We start from the raw sequence: 21806 nt of genomic DNA on the forward strand, positions 1-21806 counted from the left end.
CACCCGACCCACCGCGGGCGGCCCCGTCCGCCCCTGTCACCCGCGCCGGCGCGGCTTCCGCTGCCGTGCCGGGTGGAGGACCCGGAGCTGTGGTTCGCCGAGAGCCCGACCGAGCTGGAGCTCGCGAAGGGTCTCTGCGGCAGCTGCCCGGTGCGCCAGGCGTGCCTGGCCGGCGCGCTCGACCGCGCCGAGCCGTGGGGCGTCTGGGGCGGCGAGATCTTCGAACGGGGCGTGGTCATCGCCCGCAAGCGGCCGCGTGGTCGTCCCCGCAAGGTGGTCGCCGCGTGAGCCCCGCAGTCAGTGACGAGCAGTCCCTCACCAGAGCGAAGGAACCCACGATGTTCTCCATCGAGCACGAGATGGCCCGCAGCAGGTTCTCCGAGCTGCAGGCCGAGGCGGCGGCCGCCACGCGCGCCCGCCGCCTCTACCTGGCACGACGGGCTCACCGTCGGGCCGAGCGTGCGGTCCGCCGGGCCGCGCGTGCCAGCGCCGCCGTCTACTGAAAGGACCCCGTGCCTCCACCACTCGCGCGCTCGCGGTGGGGCCCTGCACGGGATCGCCCGTCCTCCTCACCCCTCGCACGCTCGGGGCGGGCCTCGGCACGTGGTCGCGGTGCGGTCCTCCGGACCGCACCGCGACCACGTGCCGTCCCCGGTTCCGTGGAGCGGGTGAGTCCTGCCTGCACGGAGCCCTACGGGCCCCACTCGGCACGACCGGACCGGTACCCGGTGCGTCCGGTGGATCGTCTATCAGTCCGCGAAGCCGGGGAGCCACTCCTCGAGCACCGCGCGCCAGTCCGCGTCGGCGTCGAGCTGGCAGAGCACGCCGATCGAGCCGATCGTGACCCGGTGGATGAGCAGGTAGGCCGGCGGGAGGTTGAGCTGGCGCCCCAGCCGGTTGGCCTCGGTCCGCGGATCGGCGATGCGGGCAGCCTGCTCCTGCATCCAGGCGCGGGTGAAGTGGAAGTGCGGGCCGGCGACCGGCTCCAGCAGCGGCCGCAGGTAGTCCAGGACCGCCTCCGGGTCGACGTCGACGCCCGGTCGCACGAAGCCCTCGGTGCGCAGATCGGCGAGCACCTCGGTGGCCCGGCCGGCCAGCGCCCAGCGCAGCAGCCGGCCGATCGGCTCCGGATGCCCGTCGGGCAGCCGCGCCGTGGCCCCGAAGTCGATGACCCCGAGCCGGCCGTCGGGCAGGAGCCGGAAGTTTCCCGGGTGCGGGTCGGCGTGCAGCAGGCCGGCGCGCTGGGGACCGGAGAAGTGCAGCACGGCCAGCAGCCGCCCGGCCCGGTCCCGCTGCTCGCGGGAACCGTGGGCGATGACCCGCGACAACGGCGTCCCCTCCATCCACTCGGAGACGACGACCTTCGGTGCGCTGGCCACCACCCGCGGCACCGCGATCTGCGGGTCGCCGGCGTAGGCGGCGGCGAAGGCCCGCTGCGAGTCGGCCTCCAGCCCGTAGTCCAGCTCCTCGGCGACCCGCGCCTTGAGCTCGGCGATCAGCGGCTTGACGTCCAGGCCGGGGAACAGCGAGGCGAACAGCCGCGCGAACCGGGCCAGCTGGTTGAGGTCGGCCATCAGCGCCGTGCCCGCGCCCGGGTACTGGATCTTCACCGCCACGTCGCGGCCGTCGCGCCAGGTCGCGCGGTGCACCTGGCCGATGCTCGCCGCGGCGGCCGGGGTGTCGTCGAAGTCGCGGAACCGCTGCCGCCAGGTGCCCCCGAGCTGCTGGGCGAGGACGGCGTGCACCGTCCGCACCGGCATCGGAGGCGCCTCCTCCTGCAGCTTGACCAGGGCCTCCCGGTAGGGCGCGGCCATCTCCTCGGGCACCGCGGCCTCGAAGACCGACAGCGTCTGCCCGAGCTTCATCGCACCGCCCTTGAGCTGGCCGAGAACGGCGAAGAGCTGCTCGGCGGTGCGCTGCTGGAGCTCGGCGCTCACGGCCTCCGCCGACTGTCCGGACAGGCGCTTGCCCAATCCGAGCGTCGCCCGGCCGGCAGCACCGAGGGGGAGCGACGCCAGGCGGGCGGTGCGCGCGACCTGTCCTCGCGGCATCACCGGTCGCTCGTCACTCACACGTCCTCCTCGCCGGCGTCCGGGAAGAGCGGCGCCGTGTCGTGTCCGGTGAGCGGATGGGCTCGCTCAGGACCCATTGTCCCCTGCCCGGGGGCCTCCGCGCCCGGAGGAGCGGGAGCTGCCCCTCCGTCGGGGTCCTCCCGGGCAGCGGCGGCCCCGCAGGCGCAGGCCGGGTGCGCGGGCCAGCGGCGCGCCCGGGGCAGCAGATCCGGCGGCCGGAGCTCGACGGTCGCGTCGAGGGTCAGCGGCGCTCCGTCGTCGTCCAGGTAGGCCAGGACCTGGCCGGCGGCCAGGAGCGCGGTGAGCAGGCAGGTGAGCGTCGATCCACTGGGCGGCGCCTCGGCCGAGACCAGCTGCGCGGCCAGCCGCGGCCAGCGGGCGTCGGCGTCCCGGCGGTGGAGGTCGGCGCAGCGCAGGCAGCTCGTCGCGCCCGGGACCACGAGCGGGCCCACCACCCCGGTCTCCCCGCGCACGGTGGCGACCAGGTGCGCGCCGCCCTCAGCGGCCTGCCCGGTCAGGGGGTCGGACGCCGCCCACGCTCGGGTGAGCACGGTCAGATCCGGCGTGACTCCGGCCGGCAGCGGGCGCACATCGGTCAGCGGGCTCACCCGCCGGATCGCGTCCGCCGCGGCCATCGACCGCGGGCGCCCCTCGTCCCCGGTCGTCAGCCCGCCCACCACGGCGTCGGCGGCGCGCACGAGCCCGCTGTCGCGGACGACCACCCGACCGACCCCGCTGGCGGCGAGCACCGCAGCCAGGGGCGTGCCCACCCGGGTGGCGCCCTCCACGACCACCGCGGCCAGCCGGCGGTTGCGCCACACCGCAGGCCGGCGGGCGCGAGCTGCCGAGGGGAGTTCGACGACGGCCCGCGCGGAGGCTGCGGGGCCGGCCCCGGTGGCCAGCAGGTCGGCGGGATCGAGGTCGGTCAGCAGCCCGGTGCTCCGGAGGGCCTCCAGGGCGGTGTCGACCAGGCGCGGGTCCATGCCGTCCCGCGCGGCCTCGACGCGGACGGTCCGCTGGGAACGTCGACCGTCCAGCGCCCTCAGCACTCCCGGCAGCCCGGGGACGGGGTCCAGCAGCAGGCCGTCGGTGGAGTCCACACCACCGACCTGCATCGTGCCGTCGTCCCCACGCAGGAGAGGTGTCGCCGCGGGGAGGAGGGGGTGGACGCTGTCGCTCACGGGGGCAGGGTGGCAGTTCCGGGCGTCCTCGCGCCGTCGTTCTCCACAGGCCCGGGACGCCGCGACGGCGGTGTCCCCGGAGGGACACCGCCGTCGGTGACGTGCGGTGCGGGCCTCGTCCAGAGGCTCACCCTGAGCTTGCTAAGGGTGGGGGACGAGATGCTTCTTTCAGGCCTTGCCGAGGATCCGGTTCATCTTGGTGCCGCAGACCGGGCAGGTGCCCTGGGCCATCCGGCGGCCGGACTCGCTGACCTTGACCTCGCCGTCGAAGTCGCGCTTCTCCTTGCACTTCACGCAGTAGCCGTTGTAGCTCTCCGCCACGGGATCTCCTCGTCTCCGGGGCCTCCCGGCTCGCACGCCGGGCGCCGTTGCGCGAGCACGCTACCCGTGCGGGAGCCGGACGACGCGGCCGACGGCCGGCCTGGTCGCCGGGCCGGACGCGCACCCGGACCGCCCGTCGCGCTGCGTCACCCACAGCTGTGGACAGACCTGTGGATGCCATGGGGACGCGCAGGCGTGTCGCTGTGCGGAACGCGGGGACGAGCCGGGGACGGACTGTGCTCCGCGGCCGACGAAGCCCGCTGGAGCTGCGGAGATGACCACGACCGGGTGTGGACGGGGCACGGTGAGCGACCTCGTCACCGGGTGGAGCGGCGGGCTTGTCCACCGTCCGTGCGACCTGCACCCGAGAGGGTGCCCGTGCGCAGGCGCCATGCCGGGCCGGTGTCTTACGGTTCCCCCGTGCCCGCAACCCCTCCCGCCGCCGCTGTGCCCGAACCTGGCGACGACGACGTCGTGGAGGTCCGGCGCAGCCCCCGGCGCCGTCGCACGGTCACCGCGTACCGGGAGCTCGGGCGCACCGTCGTGCTCATCCCGGCGGCCTTCAGCCCCGCGGAGGAGCAGCGCTGGGTCGCGCAGATGGTGGCCAAGCTGCGCACCCGCGAGGAGCGGCGCAAGCGCTCCCTCGGCGGCGACACCGAATTGCTGGCCCGCGCGCGGGCCCTCTCGGCGGCACACCTGGACGGCCTCGCGGAGCCGGCCAGCGTCCGGTGGGTCGAGAACCAGCACCGGCGCTGGGGTTCGTGCACCCCCGCCGACCGCACCATCCGGCTGTCCGGCCGGCTCCGGTCGATGCCCGAGTACGTCGTCGACTACGTCCTGGTCCACGAATTGGTGCACCTGCTCGAGCCCAGCCACGACGAGCGCTTCTGGTCGCTGGTGGCGCGCTACCCCCGCGCCGAGCGGGCGCGCGGGTTCCTCGAGGGGGTCGAGCTCGCCGCCACCGCCGGCGCGGCGAACCTGGAGCCGACCGCCGACGTCGTCGATTGACGGCCCCCTCCAGAGGCTCGGCCCGAGCGGGCGATGGTTGAGGAGGAGTGGGTCCTCTTACCGGCCCCCACCGCTCGGCACTCGCGGCGGGATTCTGCAGGAGGGCCGTTCCAGCACCTCATCCGCTCGCGGAGTCGTCCTCGTCGTCCTCGCGGCGCGCGTCGTCGGCCGTGAGCTGGGCCAGCTCGTCGTCGAGTCCCTGACGGGCGACGAAGTCCAGCGGCTCGTCCAGGTCCTCCGAGGTCGGCAGCAGGTCGGGGTGCGACCAGAGCCGGTCGCGTGCGTCGCTGCCGTGCTGCTGGGCCATCGCACCCCAGACCGTGGCGGCGTCGCGGAGCCGGCGGGGGCGCAGCTGCAGGCCGACCAGCGTTGCGAAGGTCTGCTCCGCCGGACCACCCGAGGCGCGACGGCGCCGCATCGTCTCGGCCAGGGCCGCGTGCCCGGGGAGCCGGTCGGCCGCGGCGGCCGCCACGACGACGTCCACCCAGCCCTCCACCAGCGCCAGCAGCGTCTCGAGCCGGCGCAGGGCCATCTGCTGCTCCGGCGTCTCCGCAGGCTCCAGCACACCCGAGCTCAGCAGCCGCTGGATGCTCTCCGGATCGCTGGGGTCCAGCCCGCCGTCCATGCCGCCGGACATGGCCTCGTTGATGCCGCGTTCGATGGCCTCGCGGTCGATGGTGATGCCGCGCGCGTAGGCGTGCACCGCGTCCTGGAGCTGCTGGCGCAGCCACGGGACGTGCGCGAACAGGCGCTGGGATGCGGCCTCGCGCAGGGCGACGAACAGCCGCACCTCGTCGGCCGGGCGGTCGAGGCCCTCGGCGAAGGACGCCAGGTTCTGCGGCACGAGGACACCGGTGCCGGCGGGGGCGAGGGGCAGGCCGACGTCGGTGCTGGTGAGCACCTCCTCGGCGAGCTTGCCCAGGGCCTGTCCCACCTGGGCGCCGAACATGACCCCGCCCATCCGGCCCATGATCCCGGCGATCGGGCCGAACGACATGGCCGCCTCCTGCGGGAGGGCGCTGGTCATCGCCGCCACGACCCGCTCCGCGAGGGGGTCGATGAGCGCGCCCCATGCCGGCAGCGTCTGCTCCACCCACTCGACGCGCGACCACGCGGCGGTGCGCTCGATGCCCGACGGCAGCTCGGTCGCCTGGTCCAGCCACAGGTCGGCCAGCCGCAGCGCCTCGGCCGCGGCCGAGCGCTCGCCGTCGGACGCCGGCTGGTGCCCGGGGGCCAGCTGGCTGATCGCGCCCTGGCGGGCCAGGTCCCAGTTCACCGGGCCGCCGGACCAGTTCATGAGCTTCTGCAGCTCGGCGAAGAGCGGCATCTTCCCCAGGACGTCCTCCGGGGAGCCGCCGCCGGCCATCCCGCCGAAGAGTGCGCCCAGGCCGAACGGATCACCACCCTGGTCACCACCGCCTCCCCGGCGCTCGGGGTCGCGGTCGGGCAGGCCGAAGCCGAACGGCACGTCGCTCATGGCTCCACGGTAGACGCGGTGATCTTCCGGCGGCGGCACTCGGCGTGCGCTCTCGGCGGACGGCGGGGCGCGGGGCCGTACGCTGGCGCGTCGTGACCCGACGGATCGCCGTGCTCAGTGTGGGCGCCGTGCTGCTGCTGCTGTTCGGCGTGCTGGGGACGACCGTGCCCGTGCCCTACGTGGCGCAGGTGCCGGGACCGACCTACAACACCCTCGGCGACATCGAGGGCGAGTCGATCATCGCCGTCCAGGGCCGGGAGCGGAACGAGACCGAGGGCAACCTCAACCTCACGACGGTGGGGGTCAGCCGAGGCGGCCTGAGCCTGGTCCAGGCGGTGCGCGGGTGGTTCGACGACGAGGTCGCGGTGGTCCCGGAGGAGTCGGTGTACCCACCTGACCGCAGCGAGGAGGAGACCCGCCGGGTCAACCGCGAGGCCTTCCTCACCTCCGAGCAGGCGGCGGAGAGCGTCGCGCTGGGAGAGCTCGGGTATCCCGAGAAGGTGGTCGTCCGGGACGTACCCGCGGAGTCGCCGTCGGTCGGGCGGCTCGAGGAGGGGGACGCACTGGAGTCGGTGGCCGGACGCCCGGTGCCAGACGCCGAGGTGCTCGGCGACGTCCTGACCGACATCCCCGCCGGCACCGAGGTCGCGGTCGCCTACACGCGCCTCGGGAAGCCCGGGACGACGACGGTCACCACCCGTGCGGCCGAGGAGCGCGAGGGGTCCCTGCTCGGCGTCTCGGTGCTCGACCAGCCGGCCGCCCCCTTCGACGTCGACATCCAGGTCGCCGACGTCGGCGGTCCCTCGGCGGGCCTCATGCTCACCCTCGGGATCCTGGACCTCGTGGGGGACGAGGACCTGACCGGCGGCAAGGTCGTGGCCGGTACCGGGACCATCACCCTGGACCGCACGGTCGGCCCGATCGGCGGGATCGCGCTCAAGATGGTCGCCGCCCGCGACATCGGCGCCGACCTGTTCCTCGTCCCGGCCGGCAACTGCGCCGAGGCGGTGGCGGCGCCCGACGCCGGCGTCCCGATGGCCCGCGTGGCCACGCTCGACGACGCCCTCGAGGCCCTCTCCGACCTGCGGGCCGGGCGGACGCCCGAGAGCTGCTGACGCGTCGTGCCCGCTCCCGGCCCGTTCCGTGCGGGCCGCGCGGCACGACGTGGTCCCGGTGGGGGAAGCTGGGCGGTGGCCGCGCGGGGCCGCCGACGACGGCGGCCTGCCGGGAACCACGCGCCGATCGGTGCGTTGTCCTGGGAAGGCCGGGGGAGCACCCAGCCGTGGACCCCGACCCCCCCGCGGTCGATCGTCGCGTGGCCCCTCGCCACGCCTGCAACTGAAGGAGACCGCTCGTGGCCATGCGGCCCCCCGTGCCGGTGCCGACGCTGTCGCGGCGAGCGAAGCTGGTCATCGGCGCCATCGCCGTCCTGCTCGTGCTGTTCACCGTCGTGGGCACTCTCACCAACGTCTACGTCGACTACCTGTGGTTCGACGCGACCGGCTTCACCGAGGTGTTCTGGACCGAGCTGCAGACGCGGGCGATGCTGTTCGCCGTCGCCGGCGTCGCCACCGGCGGGCTGACCGCGCTGGCCATGTACCTGGCCTACCGGTTCCGCCCCGCCTTCCGCCCGATGTCCCTGGAGCAGCAGAACCTCGAGCGCTACCGGCAATCCCTGGAGCCGCGGCGCGGCCTGGTGCTCACCGCCATCGCCGTGGTGCTGGGGCTCTTCGCCGGGTTCACCGCACAGGCGAGCTGGGAGACGTGGCTGTCCTTCCGCAACAGCACCGACTTCGGCCGCACGGACCCGCAGTTCGGCGTCGACATCTCCTTCTTCGTCTTCGACTACCCCTTCTACCGGCTGCTGCTGGGCTTCGGGTTCGCGATCGCCATCCTCGCGCTGATCGGGTCGCTGCTCACCCACTACGTGTTCGGCGGACTGCGGCTGCAGACGCCGGGCCAGAAGCTGACCGCCGCGGCACGGGTGCAGCTCTCGGTCCTCGTCGGCGTGTTCGTGGCGCTGAAGGCCGTGGCCTACTGGCTGGACCGCTACGGGCTGGTCTACTCCGACCGCGGCGACGTGTTCACCGGCGCCAGCTACACCGACGTCAACGCGCTGCTGGTGCCCAAGACGATCCTGGTGTGGGTCGCGGTGGTCTGCGCCGTCGCCTTCTTCGCCAACATCGTCGTCCGCAACTTCCTGCTGCCGGCGATGGCTCTGGTGCTGCTGCTGGTCTCCAGCATGGTCATCGGCGTGGCCTACCCGGCGATCGTGCAGCAGTTCGTCGTCAAGCCCAGCGCGAACGAGCGGGAGGCCCCCTACATCAAGCGGGCGATCGAGTCGACCCGTGAGGCCTACGGCTTGGAGGACATCGACTACGTCGACTTCGCGCAGGAGTCGACGGGAGACCAGGTCGACACCGAGTCCGCACTGGCCGAGCTGCGCGAGGGCAACGGGACGATCGAGAACGCCCGCCTGCTGGACCCCAACGTCCTGGCGGACACGTTCACCGCGCGCCAGCAGATCCGGAACGTGTACGGCTTCCCTGAGAAGCTGGACATCGACCGGTACACGATCGACGGGGAGACCCGCGACTATGTCGTGGCGGTCCGGGAGCTCAACAGCGCCGGCCTGTCGGAGAACCAGGACACCTGGATCAACCGGCACACCGTGTACACCCACGGCAACGGCTTCGTGGCCGCGCCGGCCAATGAGGTCGTCGCCGGTCAGGAGGGTGGCGAGCCGCGGTTCACGACCCGTGACCTGCCGACCCGCGGGAACATCGACGTCACCGCCGACGGCTCCCGCATCTACTACGGCGAGCTGATCGAGGTCAACGGCCAGGACGTCTACTCCGTCGTGGGTGCCCCCGAGGGCGCTGCGCCGCGCGAGTTCGACCAGCCGGAGGGCACCGCCGACGAGGACGGCGCCGAGGAAGGCCAGATCAACAACACCTACGACGGCGAGGGTGGCGTCTCGATCGGCAGCTTCTTCCGGCAGCTGACGTTCGCCATCTACTACCGGGAGCGCAACTTCCTGCTCTCCAGCGCCGTCAACGACGCGTCGAAGGTGCTCTACGTGCGCGACCCGCGGGAGCGGGTGCAGAAGGCGGCACCGTTCCTGGAGGTCGACGGCGACCCGTACCCGGCCGTCATCGACGGCGAGGTCCAGTGGATCCTCGACGGCTACACGACGTCGGACTCCTACCCCTACGCGGAGCAGATGGAGCTGGGGGAGGCGGCCGCCGATGCGCTCACCGGTACGGGCACGACGGCCCTTCCCAACGAGACCTTCAACTACATCCGGAACTCGGTGAAGGCCACCGTCGACGCCTACGACGGCACGGTGACGCTCTACGCCTGGAACGAGGAGGACCCGGTCCTCCAGACGTTCATGAAGGCCTTCCCCGGTGTGGTGGAGCCCCGGAGCGCGATGTCGGAGGAGCTCGTCAGCCACGTCCGATACCCCGAGGACCTGTTCAAGGTCCAGCGGGACATCCTCACCCGGTACCACGTCGACGACCCGCAGGCCTTCTACAGCGGCAACGACCGCTGGCAGATCCCGGACGACCCCACGCAGGGTGGCCAGGCCGACGCGCAGCCCCCGTACTACATCCTCGCCGAGCGACCTGGGGAGGACGAGGCGTCGTTCCAGCTGACCAGCGCGCTGAACGCGTTCAATCGGCAGAACCTCTCGTCGTTCGTCTCCGCGTCGAGCGATCCGGAGACCTACGGGCAGCTGCAGGTCCTGCGGCTACCGGGGAACACGCCCTTCCGGGGGCCGCAGCAGGTGCAGCAGTCGTTCAACACCAACGACGACGTGGCCAGGGACCTCAACCTGTTCCGGAGCGCGGACTCGCAGCCGGTGTTCGGCAACCTCCTGACACTCCCCATCGGTACCGACGGGCTGCTGTACGTGGAGCCGCTGTACGTGGAGGGCACCGGTGCGAACTCTTTCCCGCTGCTGCGGAAGGTGCTGGTGAACTACGGCGACCGGGTGGGGTACGCCGACACCCTCAGCGAGGCGCTGGACCAGGTGTTCGGAGCGGGGGCGGGCGAGGCGGCGGCCGACAACGACGTCGACGACGGTGATACCCCGGAACCCGTGACCCCAGCGCCCACGACCCCGCCGTCCGGGCCGCCCGCGGACGGGGGCGCCAGCCCGCCGGCTCCCGGGTTGGACCAGGCCGTGGCGGACATGAACGCGGTCCTCGGCCGGCTGGCCGACGCCCAGCGCTCGGGCGACTTCGCCGCCCAGGGCCAGGCGCTGGCCGATCTGCAGCGGGCCGTCGAGGCCTACCAGGCCGCGCAGGCGGCGGGCGGGGGCGGCTGATCGCCGCCGGGACCGGTGGTCCGCCCCTCGGGCGACCGCCGGTCCCGGAACCTGTTACAGTGGTTCTACCGACGCGGGGTGGAGCAGCTCGGTAGCTCGCTGGGCTCATAACCCAGAGGTCGCAGGTTCGAATCCTGTCCCCGCTACCACCACGAAGGCCCGGTCCCCCCAGGGACCGGGCCTTCGTCGTCCGTGTGGTGGGTCAGACGTGGCTGAGTCGCTCGTCCTGGTTGCCCCAGGAGCGGTCGGCTGTCCAGTCTCGCGACCACGGATCGGACTGGTCGGGCACCGTGCTGCGGCGGTACGGCGTGGGACGCGGCCGGGCCGGAGCGGCGTCGGGTGCCGCGGTCCGGGCGGCGAGGGGGACCGCCGGCGACGGCGCGGGCGCGGGAACCGACGGCAGCGCCGGAGGAGCGCTGACGTGGGCCGGCTTGCGCGGCCGGAGGCTCAGGCCGGTGAACTGGTTGTTCGGACGCGTCCGGTCGTCGTCGATGGCGGCGTCCCCCACCGGCGCGCCTGCCATCGGGCGGGCGGGCGCGGCCGGGTACGGCTCGCGTCGTGGTGGGAAGGCGGGGTCGGGCAGGCGGAGCTCGGACAGGTCCTTCCACGTCGAGTGCCGCAACCCGTCGACGGTGCACCGCACGCGGGCGGACACCCGGCCGTCGGGGGTGTGCCGCCAGGCCAGCAGCTCGCCGGAGTACCAGATGCCGCCGTGGTGGATCTCCACCGGCTGAGGGTCGCCGACGAACGCGCTCGTCGTCATGTCCCCAGCCACGTGCCGGACTGTAGGCGCGGGGACGAGGGCCACCGGGAAGGCGCGCACTTCTCCTGAGGCGCGTGGGACGAGGCTGCCGAACGGTCCGCACAAGCACTCGCGGCGCGTTCACCACAGGCGGCCGGACAGGACCTCGGCGGCGTGATCGGCGTCCTCGGCCGAGTTGGGCAGGTGGAAGGCCAGCCGCAGTCGCCCCGCGCGCATGCTGGCGACGATCCCGGCGTCGGCCAGCAGCTGCTCCGTGCCTGGGGAGACCTCCGCGCTGACGATCGCCGAATTTCCCGGCGGCAGGCCGACGGCGGCCCGGAACCGGTCGGCCAGGGCCACGGCATGGGCGTGCAGGACATCCCGGCCCACGGAGGCGAGCAGTTCCAGCGCCGGCGCCTGCCCGGCCCAGGAGAGCCAGGCGGGAGAGACGTCGAAGCGGCGGGCGTCGGTCGCCAGACGCAGCGGTGCACCGTAGATGCTGCTCCACGGGTCATCGCCGGCGTACCAGCCGGCGGAGTGTGGAACGACGCTGTCCAGGACGTCGGCGTGCACCGTCGCGAAGCAGGTGCCCCGGGGACCCAGCAGCCACTTGTAGCCGCCGCCCGTCGTGTAGGCGAAGCGGTTCGCGTCGATCGGCAGCCAGCCGACCGCTTGGGTGGTGTCCAGCAGCACGCGGGTGCCGGTCGCCCCGGTCGCGACGGTCAGCGCGTCGAGGTCCGCCAGCCGGCCGTCGGCGGACTGGACGGCGGAGACGGCGACGAGCGTCGTCCGGGGTGTCACCGCATCGGCCAGGGCGTCGAGCGGCACCTCGCGGACGTGCACCCCCCGCCCGGCCTGGGCGAGAAAGGGGAAGAGCACGCTGGTGAACTCGCCGGCCACGGTGAGCACCTCGCTGCCGTCGGGCAGGGAGGCGGCGACCAGTCCGGCGAACGCGCTGACGGTGCTGCCGATCGCGACGTCCCCGGGGCGGACGCCGACCAGTTGGGCGTAGGCAGCGCGGGCCGCGCGCACGGCGTCGTCGTACCCGGGGGCGCGCGCCCGACCGGCCTGCCAGGTGGCCAATGCCGCCTGCACGGCCTCGACCGTGCTCCGCGGCGGCAGCCCCACGGCGGCGGTGTCCAGGTACGTGGTCTCCGGGGTGAACTCCGCCTGGGCACGCAGGAGCGCCGCGTCCGGGCTGTCGTCGGTCACGGTGCTCCGCTCGGTCGGGGGCGGGGGTCCATGGCGTTCACGGGAAGAGTGCTACAGTGGTGCTACCGACGCGGGGTGGAGCAGCTCGGTAGCTCGCTGGGCTCATAACCCAGAGGTCGCAGGTTCGAATCCTGTCCCCGCTACCACCTCGAAGGCCCGGTCACCACGGTGACCGGGCCTTCGTCGTTCCTGGCCCCGGCCGTCACGTGCGACCTTCCCGGCGCAGATGTGACGGGGTGTGTTGTGCCTCACCCCGTCGGGCTTCTAGCGTGCGGTGACCGCCGATCGCAGGGGAGTACCAGGTGTCCGTCGACGCAGCACCGCAGAGGACCGTTCCGCAGCCACGACGGGCCGGTGCGGAGGACCTCGGCATCGATCTCTCCGACCGGGACTTCTGGTTGTGCCCGCCGGCGGAGCGGCACGCCGTCTTCGACCAACTGCGGCAGGAACGCCCCTTCGCGTTCTTCGCCGAGCCCCCGATCCCGAACATGGAGACCGGACCGGGCTACCACGCGGTCACCCGCTACGCGGACCTGGAGGCGATCAGCTCCCAGCCGGCGGTCTTCTGCTCCGGCAGCGGCGCGGTGTCCATCCAGGACGTCCCGGCCGACCTCAACGAGTTCTACGGCTCGCTGATCAGCATGGACGACCCGCGGCACGCCCGGATCCGGCGGATCGTCTCCAAGACCTTCACGCCGCGGATGCTCGAGCGGGTCATCGGTTCGGTCGAGGGCGTCGTCGACGACGTCCTCGCGGCCGCCCGCCGCAAGGCCGAGACCGGCGACGGCACGATCGACGTCGTCGCCGACATCGCCGCCCCCATCCCCTTGCGGGTCATCTGCGACATGATGGGCATCCCGGCAGAGGACCGGGCGATGGTGCTGGCGAAGTCGAACGTGATCCTGTCCGGCGGCGACCGGGAGCTCGTCGAGGACGAGGACGACCCGCTCACCGGGCTGCTGATGGCCGGCATCGAGCTCGCCGGGCTGATGGAGCGGCTTGCCGCGGAGCGCGGAACCAGCCCGCGGGACGACCTCACCACCGCGCTGGTCACCACGGAGGTCGACGGCGAGAAGCTCAGCCACCAGGAGATCGCCTCGTTCTTCATCCTGCTGCTGGTCGCCGGCAACGAGACCACCCGTAACGCGATCTCGCAAGGGCTGCTGGCGCTGCAGGAGCACCCGGAGCAGCGTGCCCGCTGGGTCGCCGAGCCCGGGCTCACCCGCACCGCGGTCGAGGAGATCGTCCGCTGGACCAGCCCCATCACCTGGATGCGCCGCACCGCCACCCGGGACGGCGAGCTGAACGGCTACCGCTTCGCCGCCGGCGACAAGTTCCTGCTGTTCTACGCGGCCGCCAACCGCGATCCCGAGGTCTTCGCCGAGCCGCACCGCTTCGACCTGGCCCGCGACCCCAATCCGCACGTGGGCTTCGGCTCGAAGGGCCCGCACTTCTGCCTCGGGGCGCACCTGGCCCGGCGGGAGCTGGCGGTGACCTTCCGCAAGATCTTCGAGCAGCTGCCGGACCTCGAGGTCACCGGACCGCCGGCGCGACTGCGCTCCTCCTTCGTCAACGGCCTCAAGCGGCTCCCCGCCCGTCTCGGGGGCGCCGCATGACGCGGATCGCGCTCGACGGTGAGCGGTGCGTGGGCTCGGGGGCGTGCGAGTCGCTGGCGCCGGACTTCTTCGAGGTCGGCGACGACGGCGTCGTGGCCGTGCTGCGGTCCGACCCGACGGACGCGGACCTGCCTGACGTCGAGACGGCGGTGCGCACCTGCCCGACCCGCGCGCTGGCACTCCTGTCGGAACAGCCGGCGCCCGCTGCCGGTTGACAGCCGACATGGAGCCCACCGTCATCGACGTGCCCGAGTCCGACCGGTTCGAGATCCGCGACGGCGATCGCGTCCTGGGCCTCGCCGCCTACCAGCGCCGCGGGGACACCTTTGTCTTCCACCACACCGAGGTCGACCCGGACGCAGGCCAGTCCGGGCTGGGCAGCACGCTGGTGCGGGAGGCCCTGGACGAGGTGCGTTCGCGTGGTGGCGCGGTGGTGCCGACCTGCTCGTTCGTCGCCGGCTGGATCGAGCGGCACCCGGAGTACGCCGACCTGGTCGCCGACCGCGGGTAACGGACGACCGCGGCGGGGCGGGGCGGTCATGGCCGCCCCCCCTGCCGCGTCCTAGAGCACCTTCGAGCCGTACATCTCGCCGAGCGGATCGGCGATGAGCTCGATGCGCGCGCCGTCGGGGTCGTGGAAGTAGACCGAGACGCCGCTGTGCACCTCGTGCTCGACACCGGCCTCGGTGAGCCGGCCGACCAGCTCCTCCCACTTCTGCGGGTCGACGCTGATCGCCATGTGGTGCAGGCCGCCGAGCACCTCGGCGTACGGGCCGACGTCCAGCCCCGGGAAGTCGAAGAAGGCCAGCAGGTTGCCGTTGCCGATGTCGAAGAAGAAGTGCGACGAGCCGGGGTAGTCGCGGTTCTCGATCAGCTCGGTGAGCGGGAAGCCCAGCACGTCCTGGTAGAAGCGCACGGTCCGCTCGACGTCGCTGCTGATCAACGCGGTGTGGTGCAGACCCCGGGCGGTGGATGCGGGGCGCTGCCCGGCCGGCCGAAGGTGCGTTCCGCGGATGCGGGCCCGCTCGGCCTCGTGCGGGTCGAGCTCGCGGGTGCTCTCGGTGGTGCTCACGGGAGATCTCCTCGGGTCGTCGTCGGCAGGCTCAACCTTCCGCCACCCGTACTCGTTCCCGGGAGCCGCCTGCGTAGCCTCGCCGGATGATCCTCGATCACGCGGTCCCGCCCGTCCGTGCGGGTGATCAGCAGGAGTCCGAGGCGGCGTTCGCCACCGCCCGCCGGCTCCTCGCCGGTGCGGCCGGCTTCCGGTGGCTTCCGCTCCCGCGGCGCCTGGAGCGCGGAACCGGCTACCTCCTGCTGGTGGAGTGGAACAGCGTGGAGGACCACACCGACGGCTTCCGCGGATCGGCGGCCCACCAGGAGTGGACGACGCTCCTGCACCACTTCTCCGACCCGTTCCCGGTCGTCGAGCACTACGCCACAGTGCTCACGGCCGATTCCCAGGAGGACCTGTGATCGAGCTCCGCACCCCCGGCGAGCTGGACGCCATGCGCGCTGCCGGGGCGGTGGTGGCCGACATGCTGGCGGCGGTGCGCGCCACCGCAGCACCGGGCGTCCGGCTGACCCAGCTCGATGCCGTGGCGCGTGACGTGCTCGCCGACGCCGGCGCCACCTCGCCGTTCCTGGGCTACGCGCCGCTGGACACGACCCCGCCGTTCCCCGGCGTGGTGTGCCTGTCGGTCAACGACGTCGCCCTGCACGGCATCCCGATCCCGGACACGCTCCAGGACGGCGACCTGCTCAGCGTGGACGCCGGCGCGGTGCTCGACGGCTGGGTGGGTGACAGCGCCATCACCTTCCCGGTGGGCACCCCGCGACCGGAGGACCTCGAGCTGATCGCCACCACCGAGCGGGCGCTGGAGGCAGGCATCGCGGCGGCTGTGGTCGGCAACCGGGTCGGCGACATCTCGGCCGCCATCGGCGCCGTGGGACGGGCCGGTGGCTGCGGCATCAACACCGACCAGGGTGGGCACGGCGTGGGCCGCACCATGCACGAGGCGCCGTCCGTGCCCAACGAGGGCCGGCCGGGCCGAGGTGTCCCGCTGCGGGCCGGACTGGTGATCGCCATCGAGCCGTGGTTCCTGGCCGGGGGCAGCGACGACTACACGGTCGACGCCGACGGCTGGACGCTGCGCAGCGCCGACGGCAGTCGCGCGGCGCACGTCGAGCACACCGTCGCCGTCACCGCCGACGGCCCCAGAGTCCTCACCCTTCCGCGTTGACCGGCCCTGTCCGGAGGCTCACGCCGAGCGCGCGAGGGGTGAGGGGGACAGGGTCCTTCTCCTCACCCTTCCGCGGTGACCGCCCGGTCGTGCCGAGTGGGGGCCGGAGGCCTCCGCGCAGGCACGACGCAGCGGCTCCACACGACGGGGGACGGCACGTGATGTCGGTGTGATCCGGAGGATCACAATGCCTTGGCCATCTCGATCTCCGGCCCGATCGACCCGGTGAACCTGCCGCCGGTGTCCCGGAAGCCGGCCTTCTCGTAGAACCGCTGGGCGCGGGCGTTGTCGGCGTGCACGTAGAGCCGCACGCGGGAGAGCCCGAGCTCGCGCAGCCACTCCAGGGCGGCCTCGAACAGTTCGTCCATCACCCCCGCGCCCCGGTGCCCGGGGTGCAGGTAGACGCCCACGAGGTGCCCACCGGACTCCTCGACCACCGCACCCTCGAAGTCCGCTTCCCCGGCCTTCTCGACGAGCGCCACGGCGGTGCCCACCCACGTGCCGTCGTCGGCGACCGCGATGAACTGGCGGGCGACCGCCTCCGGACCGGCGTCGACCGAGGCGGCCTGCGCGCGCTCCTGCCAGAACTCGTCCGGCCGGCCGGCGGCGGCGTCGTAGGACTCCACGAAGGCCGTCGCGGCGACCTCGTCGGTCAGCGCCGCCAGGCGCAGCGCCCTGATCTCGCGCCATTCCGACGCCCGCACCGGGCGGACCGCGTACAGCGACGCCATCAGCCCAGCGCCTGCTCCAGATCGGCGAGCAGGTCCTCGACGTCCTCGATCCCGATGGAGAGCCGCACGAGGTCGGCGGGCACCTCCAGGGGGGAGCCCGCCGCGCTGGCGTGCGTCATCCGGCCCGGGTGCTCGATCAGCGACTCCACGCCACCGAGGGACTCGGCCAGGGTGAACAGCCGCGTGCGGTCGCAGACCCGCAGCGCCGTCTCCTCGCCGTCGCGCAGGCGGAACGACAGCATCCCCCCGAAGCCCGACATCTGCTTCGCCGCGACCGCGTGTCCGGGGTGGTCCGGGAGACCCGGGTAGAGCACGGAGGCGACAGCGGGGTGCCCGAGCAGGAACTCCGCGATCCGGGCGGCGTTGGCCTGGTGCCGGTCCATGCGGACGCCGAGGGTCTTCAGGCTGCGCAGCACCATCCACGAGTCGAAGGGGCCGGCGACCGCGCCCATCGCGTTGTGGTTGTACGCCAGCTGCTCGCCGAGCGCGGCGTCCCGGGTGACCAGCGCGCCCCCGACGACGTCGGAGTGCCCGCCCAGGTACTTCGTCGTGGAGTGCACGACGACGTCGGCACCGAGGGTCAGCGGTCGCTGCAGGTAGGGCGAGGCGAAGGTGTTGTCGACGACCAGCAGGGCGCCGGCCTCGTGGGCGATTCCCGCCGTCCGCTCGATGTCGGTGATGTTCAGCAGCGGGTTGCTGGGTGTCTCGCACCAGACCACCCGGGTCGTGGGGCGGATCGCCGCGCGCAGGGCGTCTGCGTCGTCGAGGTCGACCGGCGTGTGCTCCAGCCCCCACTCCGACAGCACGCGCGAGATCAGCCGGAACGTGCCGCCGTAGGCGTCGCCCCCCAGGACCACGTGGTCACCGGCACGGCAGGCGGTGCGCAGCAGGGTGTCCTCGGCGGCGAGCCCGGAGGCGAAGGCCAGCGCCGTCGTGCCCTCCTCGAGGGCGGCCAGCGCCGCGTGCAGCGTGTCCCGGGTCGGGTTGCCGCTGCGGCTGTACTCGTAGCCGCCGCGCAGCCCACCGACGCCGTCCTGCTTGTACGTCGTCGTCAGGTGCATCGGCGGGATGACCGCGCCGGTCGCCGGGTCGGGGTCCTGCCCCGCGTGGATCGCGCGGGTGTTGAAGCCGGGGGAGGCGCTCATGAGCCGACCGTAGGCGTGAGGCCGGCGAGGTGCCCGAGCACGTCCTGCCGGGTGACGACACCGGCGGGCTTGCCGTCGACGTGCACCAGCAGTGCGTCGGCGTGCCCGAGCTCGTGGACGGCGGCGGTCACCGCCTCGCCCGAGCCGATGATCGGCAGCGGCGGGGACATGTGCTTCTCCACCCGGTCCGAGAGTGTCGCCCGACCGGCGAAGACGGCGTCCAGCAGTGTCTTCTCGTCGACCGAGCCCACGACCTCACCGGCGGTGACCGGGGGCTCGGCGCGGACGACCGGGAGCTGGCTGACGCCGTACTCGCGGAGGATGTCGATCGCGTCGCGGACCGTCTCGTTCGGGTGGGTGTGCACCAGCGGCGGCGTCTCACCCGACTTGTTCAGCAGGTCGCCCACCGTGGTGCCCGTCGCCGCCTCGAGGAAGCCGTAGTCCGCCATCCAGGTGTCGTTGAAGATCTTGTTCAGATAGCCGCGACCGCCGTCGGGCAGGAGGACCACCAGGACGTCGTCCTTGGTCAGCCGCTCGGCCACCCGCAGTGCGGCGGCCACCGCCATGCCACAGGAACCACCCACCAGCAGCCCCTCCTCGCGGGCCAGCCGACGGGTCATGGCGAACGAATCGCCGTCGGAGACGGCGACGATCTCGTCGGCGACCTCCGCGTCGTACGTGGAGGGCCAGAAATCCTCGCCCACGCCCTCGACCAGGTAGGGCCGCCCGGTGCCACCGGAGTACACCGAGCCCTCGGGGTCGGCGCCGATGACCTGCACGCGGCCGCCGGACTGTTCCTTGAGGTAGCGCCCGACCCCGCTGATCGTGCCCCCCGTTCCGGCGCCGGTGACGAAGTGGGTGATCCGGCCCTCGGTCTGCGCCCAGATCTCCGGCCCGGTGGTCTCGTAGTGCGAACGCGGGTTGTTGGGGTTCGAGTACTGGTCGGGCTTCCAGCCGCCGGGTGTCTCCCGGGTCAGCCGGTCGGAGACCGAGTAGTAGCTGCGGGGGTCGGCCGGTTCGACGGCGGTGGGGCAGACCACGACCTCGGCGCCGTAGGCCTTGAGCACGTTGACCTTCTCCTGCCCAACCTTGTCGGGGCAGACGAAGATGCACCGGTACCCGCGCTGCTGGGCCACCAGGGCCAGGCCGATGCCGGTGTTGCCGCTGGTCGGCTCCACGATCGTGCCGCCGGGCTGCAGCTCGCCGCTGGCCTCCGCTGCGTCCACCATCCGCACGGCGATCCGGTCCTTCACCGAGCCGCCCGGGTTGAGGTACTCGACCTTCGCCAGCACCAGGGGGGCGTCGGGGCCCAGCTCTCGGGTGACCGAGGTCAGCCGCACGAGTGGGGTGTTCCCGACGAGCTCGATGACGTTCTCGACGTACTGCACCAGGCCTCCTCCGGCGGCCGGCGTCCGCCGGGCCGTTCCTCCCCATCCCACCAGACCCACCGATGAGTTTCCGCTCGGCCGGAGGTCCGACCGGCATGAGCGCATTCGTGGAAGAGATCTCCGAGGGTCACGCGACGGTCGACGGCGTGGACATGTACTGGCGGAGCACCGGGCAGGGCGGGACGCCACTCGTCCTGGTGCACGGCGGCTTCGGCGTGGCGGACACGTTCGGCGGCCTTCCCGACCAGCTGGCGCAACGGCGCCGGGTGGTGTCGGTGGAGCTGCAGGGGCACGGCCGCACACCGGATGTCGACCGGTCGTTCAGCTTCGAGGCGTTCGGCGACGACCTGGCTGCCCTCGTCGACGAGCTCGGGCTCGGGCAGGTGGACCTGATGGGCTACTCGCTGGGCGCCGGGGCGTGCCTGCGCGCAGCGATCCAGCACCCGGGCAGCGTGCGCCGGCTGGTCGTCGTGTCCGGGCCCTGCCGGCGCGACGGGTGGCTCCCCGACGTCCTGGCGAGCATGGCGCAGGTCGGCAGCGTCGGGTTCGAGTTCGTGAAGCACACGCCGGTCTTCGGCGCCTACGCCGCGGTGGCCCCGGACGTCGATGCCTTTCCCGCGCTCATGGACAAGACCGGCGAGCTGCTGCGGCGTCCCTACGACTGGAGCGAGGAGGTCCGGGCGCTGTCCGTTCCGACGATGCTGGTCTACGGGGATGCCGACAGCGTCGCGATCGCCCACGCCGCGGAGTTCTACGGGCTCCTCGGCGGGGGCCTCCGCGACGCCGGCTGGGATGGCTCCCAGCGGCCCGCCTCGAGGCTGGCCGTCCTGCCGGGGCGCACCCACTACGACGTGCTCCAGGCGCCGGAGCTGGCCGCGACCGTGGCGCCGTTCCTGACCTGATCCCGGGGATCCGGCGGCCCGCGTCCGCCGCGGGGTGTCCGGGGAGCCGTTCCGGGGAACCGGACGCGCATGACGACCACCGTGCCGACCGTCGCGCTGACCGGAGACGGCGAGATTCCGCTCGTCGGGTTCGGGACCTGGCAGATCACCGGCAGTGACTGCTACGACGCCGTCCGCCGGGCGCTCGACGTCGGCTACCGCCACCTGGACACCGCGACCGTCTACGGCAACGAGGCCGAGGTCGGGCGGGCCCTCCGTGAGTCAGGGGTGCCCCGGAACGAGGTGTTCGTGACGACGAAGTGCCCGGGGGACAGGGCCGATGCCGACGGCACCCTCGACGCCTCCCTCGAGCAGTTGGGCGTCGACGCCGTCGACCTCTGGCTCGTCCACTGGCCGCAGGGCGGCGTCCGTGTCGATCTGTGGGAGCGCTTCGTCGCGGCCCGGGACGCCGGGCGTACCCGGGCGATCGGGGTCAGCAACTACTCCCTCGACCAGGTCGACGCGCTCACCGAGGCGGGAGGAGTTCCCCCGCAGGTCAACCAGATCAGCTGGGCGCCGTCGCTCTTCGATGCCGCTACCGAGGCCGGGCACCGGCAGCGCGGCGTGGTCCTGGAGGGCTACAGCCCCTTCAAGAACACCGACCTGGACGATCCGGTGCTCGCCGAGATCGCCCGCCGGCACGACGTCACTCCCGCGCAGGTGGTGCTGCGGTGGCACCTGGAGCACGACGTCGTGGTGATCCCCAAGTCCGGCGACCCGGAACGCATCGCCGCCAACTTCGCGATCACCGGGTTCTCCCTCGCCGCGGAGGAGGTCGCGCGCGTCGACGCGCTGGCGGCCGGGTGACCGACGAGGTGAGGATGGGGGGATGAGTTCCTCCACCGGCACCCGGACCCTCGGCGGTCTGACCGTCTCCTCCCTCGGGCTGGGCTGCATGGGCATGAGCCAGAGCTACGGCGGGGCCGACCGGGACGAGTCGCTCGCGACGATCCGCCGCGCACTCGACCTCGGCGTGACCTTCCTCGACACCTCCGACGTCTACGGCGACGGCCACAACGAGGAGCTGGTGGGCGAGGCGATCGCCGGCCGGCGGGGCGAGGTCCAGGTCGCCACCAAGTTCTCGCTGTCGCGGCCGGCCGGGGGCGGGATGCGGATCGACGGCCGCCCGGAGAACGTGCGGGCCTGCGCCGAGGCGAGCCTGCGTCGGCTGAAGGTCGAGGTCATCGACCTCTACTACCAGCACCGGGTCGACCCGAAGGTCCCGATCGAGGACACCGTCGGCGCCATGGCCGAGCTCGTCACCCAGGGCAAGGTCCGGTACCTCGGTCTGTCGGAGGCCAGCGCCGCCTCCATCCGGCGCGCCGTCGCCGTGCACCCCATCGCTGCCCTGCAGAGCGAGTGGTCGCTGTGGACGCGGGACCTGGAAGAGGCCGGGGGC

Annotated in this window: 23 protein-coding genes and 2 tRNA genes; 15 read left to right on the forward strand and 10 right to left on the reverse strand. The window is 73.1% G+C overall.

Features of this window, described 5'->3' with window-relative positions:
* Both C5508_RS14370 and C5508_RS19585 read left to right on the forward strand, forming a co-directional pair.
* On the forward strand, positions 1-288 hold a 288-nt coding region (locus C5508_RS14370; protein ID WP_269801788.1), incomplete at its 5' end, for a WhiB family transcriptional regulator.
* Entirely contained in the window at positions 285-503 is a 219-nt protein-coding gene (locus C5508_RS19585; protein ID WP_157944101.1) for a hypothetical protein, read from the forward strand. The genes C5508_RS14370 and C5508_RS19585, both read left to right, overlap by 4 nt.
* 246 nt (positions 504-749) lie before the next feature.
* Here the strand turns inward: C5508_RS19585 and C5508_RS14375 are convergent, their stop codons facing one another.
* The 3 genes from C5508_RS14375 to C5508_RS19990 all read right to left on the reverse strand — a co-directional run bounded on the left by C5508_RS14375 (position 750) and on the right by C5508_RS19990 (position 3574).
* The gene (locus tag C5508_RS14375) at positions 750-2072 is read right to left on the reverse strand and encodes an ABC1 kinase family protein (protein ID WP_232797144.1); all 1323 of its coding nucleotides are present in this window, start codon (positions 2070-2072) and stop codon (positions 750-752) included.
* Positions 2069-3253, reverse strand: coding sequence for a ThiF family adenylyltransferase (locus C5508_RS14380; RefSeq protein WP_104525637.1), 1185 nt, complete (start codon positions 3251-3253; stop codon positions 2069-2071). Before C5508_RS14380 ends, C5508_RS14375 begins: the two co-directional genes overlap by 4 nt.
* 168 nt (positions 3254-3421) lie before the next feature.
* Positions 3422-3574 (reverse strand): DUF5679 domain-containing protein, encoded by a 153-nt coding sequence (locus C5508_RS19990; protein ID WP_012950213.1) that lies wholly within the window; start codon positions 3572-3574, stop codon positions 3422-3424.
* 420 nt (positions 3575-3994) lie between these two features.
* On the opposite strand from C5508_RS19990, the gene C5508_RS14385 reads away from it, so the two are divergent.
* A complete protein-coding gene (locus C5508_RS14385; protein ID WP_198598093.1) occupies positions 3995-4582 on the forward strand; it encodes a M48 metallopeptidase family protein in 588 nt (195 codons plus the stop codon).
* 118 nt (positions 4583-4700) lie between these two features.
* Here C5508_RS14385 and C5508_RS14390 read toward each other — a convergent pair whose 3' ends face one another.
* The gene (locus C5508_RS14390; protein WP_104525639.1) at positions 4701-6059 is read right to left on the reverse strand and encodes a zinc-dependent metalloprotease; all 1359 of its coding nucleotides are present in this window, start codon (positions 6057-6059) and stop codon (positions 4701-4703) included.
* A 92-nt stretch (positions 6060-6151) separates the two neighbouring features.
* On the opposite strand from C5508_RS14390, the gene C5508_RS14395 reads away from it, so the two are divergent.
* The 3 genes from C5508_RS14395 to C5508_RS14405 all read left to right on the forward strand — a co-directional run bounded on the left by C5508_RS14395 (position 6152) and on the right by C5508_RS14405 (position 10541).
* On the forward strand, positions 6152-7174 hold the full coding sequence (locus C5508_RS14395; protein ID WP_104525640.1) for a YlbL family protein: 1023 nt from the start codon (positions 6152-6154) through the stop codon (positions 7172-7174).
* A gap of 245 nt (positions 7175-7419) precedes the next feature.
* Positions 7420-10392: a UPF0182 family membrane protein gene (locus tag C5508_RS14400; protein ID WP_232797145.1), complete on the forward strand. Its 2973-nt coding sequence runs from the start codon at positions 7420-7422 to the stop codon at positions 10390-10392.
* A gap of 72 nt (positions 10393-10464) precedes the next feature.
* Positions 10465-10541 (forward strand) — tRNA-Met (locus C5508_RS14405).
* A gap of 53 nt (positions 10542-10594) precedes the next feature.
* Here C5508_RS14405 and C5508_RS14410 read toward each other — a convergent pair.
* Positions 10595-11167, reverse strand: a complete 573-nt coding sequence (locus tag C5508_RS14410; protein ID WP_157944102.1) for a hypothetical protein — start codon at positions 11165-11167, stop codon at positions 10595-10597.
* A 108-nt stretch (positions 11168-11275) separates the two neighbouring features.
* Positions 11276-12346 carry an aminotransferase class V-fold PLP-dependent enzyme gene (locus C5508_RS14415; RefSeq protein ID WP_198598094.1) on the reverse strand — a complete coding sequence of 357 codons (1071 nt, stop codon included), beginning with the start codon at positions 12344-12346 and terminating at the stop codon, positions 11276-11278.
* Between the two features lie 69 nt (positions 12347-12415).
* Between C5508_RS14415 and C5508_RS14420 the strand changes: the two genes are divergently transcribed.
* From C5508_RS14420 to C5508_RS14435, 4 genes are all read left to right on the forward strand, one after another.
* Positions 12416-12492, forward strand: a tRNA-Met gene (locus C5508_RS14420).
* 156 nt (positions 12493-12648) lie between these two features.
* Positions 12649-13962: a cytochrome P450 gene (locus C5508_RS14425; RefSeq protein ID WP_104525643.1), complete on the forward strand. Its 1314-nt coding sequence runs from the start codon at positions 12649-12651 to the stop codon at positions 13960-13962.
* Positions 13959-14177, forward strand: coding sequence for a ferredoxin (locus tag C5508_RS14430; RefSeq protein ID WP_104525644.1), 219 nt, complete (start codon positions 13959-13961; stop codon positions 14175-14177). The genes C5508_RS14425 and C5508_RS14430 overlap by 4 nt, the downstream gene beginning before the upstream one ends.
* Before the next feature lie 8 nt (positions 14178-14185).
* The gene (locus C5508_RS14435) at positions 14186-14473 is read left to right on the forward strand and encodes a GNAT family N-acetyltransferase (RefSeq protein ID WP_104525645.1); all 288 of its coding nucleotides are present in this window, start codon (positions 14186-14188) and stop codon (positions 14471-14473) included.
* Positions 14474-14524: 51 nt separating this feature from the next.
* On the opposite strand, the gene C5508_RS14440 is transcribed toward C5508_RS14435, so the two are convergent.
* A complete protein-coding gene (locus C5508_RS14440) occupies positions 14525-15034 on the reverse strand; it encodes a VOC family protein (protein WP_104525646.1) in 510 nt (169 codons plus the stop codon).
* A gap of 86 nt (positions 15035-15120) precedes the next feature.
* Here C5508_RS14440 and C5508_RS14445 point away from each other — a divergent pair, with 86 nt between their 5' ends.
* Together C5508_RS14445 and map are read left to right on the forward strand one after the other, a co-directional pair.
* Positions 15121-15435, forward strand: coding sequence for an antibiotic biosynthesis monooxygenase family protein (locus C5508_RS14445; protein WP_104525647.1), 315 nt, complete (start codon positions 15121-15123; stop codon positions 15433-15435).
* Positions 15432-16202, forward strand: coding sequence for a type I methionyl aminopeptidase (gene map, locus C5508_RS14450; protein ID WP_104525648.1), 771 nt, complete (start codon positions 15432-15434; stop codon positions 16200-16202). The genes C5508_RS14445 and map overlap by 4 nt, the downstream gene beginning before the upstream one ends.
* Positions 16203-16384: 182 nt before the next feature.
* Here map and C5508_RS14455 read toward each other — a convergent pair whose 3' ends face one another.
* The 3 genes from C5508_RS14455 to C5508_RS14465 are packed head-to-tail and all read right to left on the reverse strand — an operon-like array spanning position 16385 to position 19466.
* Positions 16385-16933: a GNAT family N-acetyltransferase gene (locus C5508_RS14455; protein WP_104525649.1), complete on the reverse strand. Its 549-nt coding sequence runs from the start codon at positions 16931-16933 to the stop codon at positions 16385-16387.
* A complete protein-coding gene (locus C5508_RS14460; RefSeq protein ID WP_104525650.1) occupies positions 16933-18078 on the reverse strand; it encodes a cystathionine gamma-synthase in 1146 nt (381 codons plus the stop codon). The genes C5508_RS14455 and C5508_RS14460 overlap by 1 nt, the downstream gene beginning before the upstream one ends.
* On the reverse strand, positions 18075-19466 hold the full coding sequence (locus tag C5508_RS14465; protein WP_104525651.1) for a cystathionine beta-synthase: 1392 nt from the start codon (positions 19464-19466) through the stop codon (positions 18075-18077). The genes C5508_RS14460 and C5508_RS14465 overlap by 4 nt, the downstream gene beginning before the upstream one ends.
* A 95-nt stretch (positions 19467-19561) precedes the next feature.
* On the opposite strand from C5508_RS14465, the gene C5508_RS14470 reads away from it, so the two are divergent.
* From C5508_RS14470 to C5508_RS14480, 3 genes are all read left to right on the forward strand, one after another.
* On the forward strand, positions 19562-20368 hold the full coding sequence (locus tag C5508_RS14470; RefSeq protein WP_104525652.1) for an alpha/beta fold hydrolase: 807 nt from the start codon (positions 19562-19564) through the stop codon (positions 20366-20368).
* Between the two features lie 69 nt (positions 20369-20437).
* Positions 20438-21214 (forward strand): aldo/keto reductase, encoded by a 777-nt coding sequence (locus C5508_RS14475; protein WP_104525653.1) that lies wholly within the window; start codon positions 20438-20440, stop codon positions 21212-21214.
* A 22-nt stretch (positions 21215-21236) separates the two neighbouring features.
* A partial coding sequence (locus C5508_RS14480; RefSeq protein ID WP_198598095.1) for an aldo/keto reductase occupies positions 21237-21806 on the forward strand: 570 nt, incomplete at its 3' end.

This window comes from Blastococcus atacamensis (assembly GCF_002938425.1).
GTDB classification, from domain to species: Bacteria; Actinomycetota; Actinomycetes; order Mycobacteriales; family Geodermatophilaceae; genus Blastococcus; species Blastococcus atacamensis.

Coding starts and splice junctions, on each gene's coding strand:
- C5508_RS14390 (WP_104525639.1), bottom strand. CDS start 6,059: ATGAGCGACGTGCCGTTCGGCTTCGGCCTGCCCGACCGCGACCCCGAG.
- C5508_RS14400 (WP_232797145.1), top strand. CDS start 7,420: ATGCGGCCCCCCGTGCCGGTGCCGACGCTGTCGCGGCGAGCGAAGCTG.
- C5508_RS14430 (WP_104525644.1), top strand. CDS start 13,959: ATGACGCGGATCGCGCTCGACGGTGAGCGGTGCGTGGGCTCGGGGGCG.
- C5508_RS14435 (WP_104525645.1), top strand. CDS start 14,186: ATGGAGCCCACCGTCATCGACGTGCCCGAGTCCGACCGGTTCGAGATC.
- C5508_RS14445 (WP_104525647.1), top strand. CDS start 15,121: ATGATCCTCGATCACGCGGTCCCGCCCGTCCGTGCGGGTGATCAGCAG.
- C5508_RS14455 (WP_104525649.1), bottom strand. CDS start 16,933: ATGGCGTCGCTGTACGCGGTCCGCCCGGTGCGGGCGTCGGAATGGCGC.
- C5508_RS14460 (WP_104525650.1), bottom strand. CDS start 18,078: ATGAGCGCCTCCCCCGGCTTCAACACCCGCGCGATCCACGCGGGGCAG.
- C5508_RS14470 (WP_104525652.1), top strand. CDS start 19,562: ATGAGCGCATTCGTGGAAGAGATCTCCGAGGGTCACGCGACGGTCGAC.
- C5508_RS14475 (WP_104525653.1), top strand. CDS start 20,438: ATGACGACCACCGTGCCGACCGTCGCGCTGACCGGAGACGGCGAGATT.